A 3,877-nucleotide genomic window follows, 5' to 3' on the forward strand; every position below is an offset into this window, starting at 1 on the left:
TCCGCCATGAGCATCTCTTCAATAGGGTTGATCCGTCACATTCGACCTCTCGGTGTGCGCGTCGTCACGCACGGGATCGTCGATCGACTGCGCTCGAGCAAGCACGAGTACGAGCTCGTCTGTCACCTCGAAGACCGCCCGCCGGTGCCGTCCGCACAGATCCCCGTCGTGATGGAGGCGTGCGCCCCGACGACGTTCGAAGGCTTCGACGACGAACTCGCGCGCTCCCGAGGACTGGCGTACGGCCAGGCTCTGCGCCGGTCGCGTGCCTGTCACGCAGGTGTCCCGGGGTTGCACGTCGCTTTCGACTCGAACGGCGATTCGATCTACGCGCAGTGGCTGCTCTTCCAGGACGATCGCGAGGCTCTCGTAACGCATAGTCATGGGCCGTGGCGGTCGCTCAGGGAGGACGAGGCCCTGGTCGAGTTCGCCTACACGTTCACCGCGTTTCGCGGACAGCGAGCCATGGCGGCCGGCATGGGACAGCTGCTCGACCGGGCCCAGTCATCGGGCAAGCGCCGCGTGTACACGTACGTCCGTTCCGACAACGTGCCGTCGCTCCGGGGCTGTGCCCGCATCGGCTTCGTTCCCAACGGGATCGTCGTCAGCTCGTATCGTGCGGGTCGGTTGCTGCTCGAGCGACGCACGGTGACAGATGCCGAGCGTGCACTGTGGGATACGGTGACCGCGCCGCGGCCGCGCTGAGCTACGAGGCCTCTCCGCGGGTCACGGACACGGGCTTCGCCCACACGATGTAGCGCTGCGTCGCGAAAAAGCGCGGGTGGCACGCCTGGAGCGCCACCTGCTCACGGCCCTTCGACTCGAGCACCGACAGGTCCTCGTCGTCGACGATCGTGTGCCCGGTCACCTCGTAGGTGAACGTCGCGTACGGCATCTCGAGCGTGAAGCGGTCGCCGGGGCGCATCTCGTCGATCTTGGCGAACGGGGCACCGTACGTCGTGCGGTGGCCGGCGATGTAGACGAGCTCGCCTTCGCCCGGCATCGACGTCCCGAGGTACCTGCCGGGGCCCTTCTTCAGCGTGTCGGTCTCCGTCCCGTTGACGAGGATCATGTCGACGCCGAGGCGTGGGATCACGATCCGTCCGATCGCGCTCCCCTCGGTCGCGCTCGTGCGGAAGCGCTTCGCCGCGTTCGCGATCGCGACCGCCGGATCGGCGGCGGGGGCCGAGGGCTCTGCCGCGGGCGGCGGTGCCGGCCTCGACGCCTCGCGCTCGACGAGCGCCGCATAGTCCGACTCGAGCTGCCGCTGCTGCGAGCGGGTGTAGAGCGACGTGAACGGGTCGTTCCACTGCCAGACAACGAGCGTCCAGGCGAGCACGCCGAGACCGAGGACGATCAGCAGCGTCCCCAGCCGACGGGCCCATCGTGACCGGCCGCGGGCGCGCGTCGACATGGCTGTCCGCTCCGCCGTCTCCATGCGCTCAGGGTAGACGGCGTGCACGAGGCCGTCGAGCGGCCGTCGGGGTGCTCAGGCTTCCCCTGGCATGCCTTCTCGACGGTCGGCAGTGCGACCGTCGGAGGCCGCGACCGACGCCACGGGCTCCGAGTAGGCGCGCAGGCGCTCCGCGTACTCCGCGAGCCGCGCGGCGACGAGGCCGTGGACGCTGTCCGGCGGGTACGCACCCTCGACCGGTTCGCCGGCGCTGCGGCCGGTGAGCAGCTCGATCCCCTCGTCGATCGTCCGCACCGCCCACACGTGGAAGCGGCCCTCGCGGACGGCCTCGACGACCTCCTCGTCGAGCATCAGGTTCTGGAGGTTCGTGGCCGGCACGAGCACGCCCTGCGCGCCCGTCAGCCCCTGCGCCTTGCACGTCGCGTAGAAGCCCTCGATCTTGCGGGTGACGCCGCCGACCGCCTGCACGTTCCCACCCTGGTCGACCGAGCCGGTGACCGCGATCCCCTGCGCGATCGGGAGCCCGGAGAGCGCCGAGAGCAGCGCGTAGAGCTCGGTCGAGGACGCCGAGTCGCCCTCCACCTCGTCGTAGGACTGCTCGAAGGTGAGGGTGGCGGCGACGACGAGCGGGAACTCCTGCGCGTACGTGGCTGCGAGGTAGCCGCTGAGGATCATGAAGCCCTTCGAGTGGATCGGCCCCGACAGCTCGATCTCGCGCTCGATGCTCGCGACGCCATCGCGTCCCAGGGACACGCGGGCGCTGATCCGCGTCGGCTTCCCGAACGCGTAGTCGCCGAGGTCGAGGATCGAGATGCCGTTCACCTGGCCGAGGCGCTCGCCGTCGGTCGCGATCACGAGCGTCCCGTCGTCGATCAGCTCGCGCACGCGCTCCTCGAGGAGGTTGGAGCGATACTCCTTCTTGCGGATCGCGCGGTCGACGTCGGCGATCTCCACGAGGGGGTGGTCGTCCTTTTCCGCCCAGAAGCTCGCCTCGGAGACGAGATCCGAGATCTCGAGGAGCCGGGCGGAGAGCTTTCGCTGGCTCTCACGGAGCCGTGCACCGTGCTCGATCAGCCTCGCGACGGCCGCACAGTCGAAGTGCCGCAGGTCGTTCTCGCGCACCCAGCGGCTGACGAACGCCGCGTAGTTGCGATGGTGCTCGGCGGTCCAGTCGAGTTCGGGCGAGAAGTCCGCCTTCACCTTGAAGAGCTCCCGGAAGTCCTCGTCGAGCTGGTACATGAGGTGGTACAGCCGAGGTGAGCCGAGCAGGACGACCTTCACGTCGAGCGGGATCGGCTCGGGCCGCAGCGTCGCGATCGGCACCGCGCTGAACTCCTCGCCGAGGCTCTCGATCCTCACCTCGTTGCTCTCGAGGGCGCGCTTCAGGGCCTCCCATGCGAACGGATGGCGCAGCAGGTCGAGGGCGTCGAGCACGAGGAAGCCGCCGCTCGCCCGGTGGAACGCCCCGGGCTTGATCTCGCGGAAGTCCGTGGACATGGCGCCGAACGTGGCGCGGTACTCGATCCGCCCGAGAAGGTTGTAGTACGTGGGGTTGCGCTCGACGACGATCGGGGCCCCCTCGGTCTCGCCGTTGTCGACCAGGATGTTCACGCGGTAGCGCGTGAAGTCGCGCGGCCGCCCGCCGAGCCCGAACGGCAGCGCCGGCTCCTCGCCGTCGCGGAAGTCGCCGAGGTGCGCGAGCAGGTCGTGCTTCACGTCGTCGAGGTGCTCGACGACTCCGGGCACGTCCCCGAAGTGCTCCTGGAGGTCGTGGAAGAGCGGCTCCGTCGCGAACAGCGCGGCTTCCTGCTCGAGCTCGTGCACCCGTCGCTCCGCCTCCTTCTCGAGTTGGCGCACCTGGCGGATGAACGTCGCCGCCTGCTCCTCGACCTCCGCCGTCGCCTGCGAGATCGCCGTGCGCCGATCCTCCGGCAGCGCCTCGAACTGCTCGCGGGTGATCGGCTTGCCGTCGACGAGCGGCACGGAGGCGATCCCGACGAGCGTCGACTTGAGCGCGATCAGCCGTTCGGACGCGAACTCCGTCAGCGCCTCCTCCGCGGCCTGGCGCTGGGCAGCGATCTCGGTGGCGATCTCGCGCTGGCGGCGGTCGTACTCCTCGCTCTCGAACGCGCGCACGATCTCGCGCCGCGCTGTCTCGACGAACTCGTCCATCGTGGTCGCGAACTCGGCTCCGCGCCCCGCCGGGAGCCGGATCGCGTTCGGGCGGTCGGTGTTGTCGAAGTTGTAGACGTAGATCCAGTCCGAGGGAGCAGGCCGCGCGGGCGCGAGCGCCCGGAGGTAGTCGAGGACGGTCGTCAGCCGTCCGGACCCGGGCTGCCCCGCGACGAAGAGGTTGAAGCCTCGTGTCCCGACGGCGAGCCCGTACTCGAGCGCGTCGAGGGCGCGGGGCTGGCCGATCGTCCCGAGCAGCGGCTCGACCTCGGCCGTCGAGCGGAAGCCGAG

Annotated in this window: 3 protein-coding genes; 1 reads left to right on the forward strand and 2 read right to left on the reverse strand. The window is 69.7% G+C overall.

The genetic code is table 11. The features are described 5' to 3' along the window. A partial coding sequence (locus AC162C_RS08190; RefSeq protein WP_484097121.1) for a GNAT family N-acetyltransferase occupies positions 1–705 on the forward strand: 705 nt, incomplete at its 5' end. Position 706: 1 nt separating this feature from the next. On the opposite strand, the gene AC162C_RS08195 is transcribed toward AC162C_RS08190, so the two are convergent. Both AC162C_RS08195 and AC162C_RS08200 read right to left on the reverse strand, forming a co-directional pair. Then, entirely contained in the window at positions 707–1,438 is a 732-nt protein-coding gene (locus AC162C_RS08195; protein ID WP_484097122.1) for a sortase, read from the reverse strand. A gap of 51 nt (positions 1,439–1,489) precedes the next feature. Beyond that, positions 1,490–3,877 (reverse strand): Lon protease family protein (locus AC162C_RS08200; RefSeq protein WP_484097123.1); only part of this gene is annotated, 2,388 nt, incomplete at its 5' end.

The sequence above is a fragment of the Gaiella sp. genome, assembly GCF_057140465.1.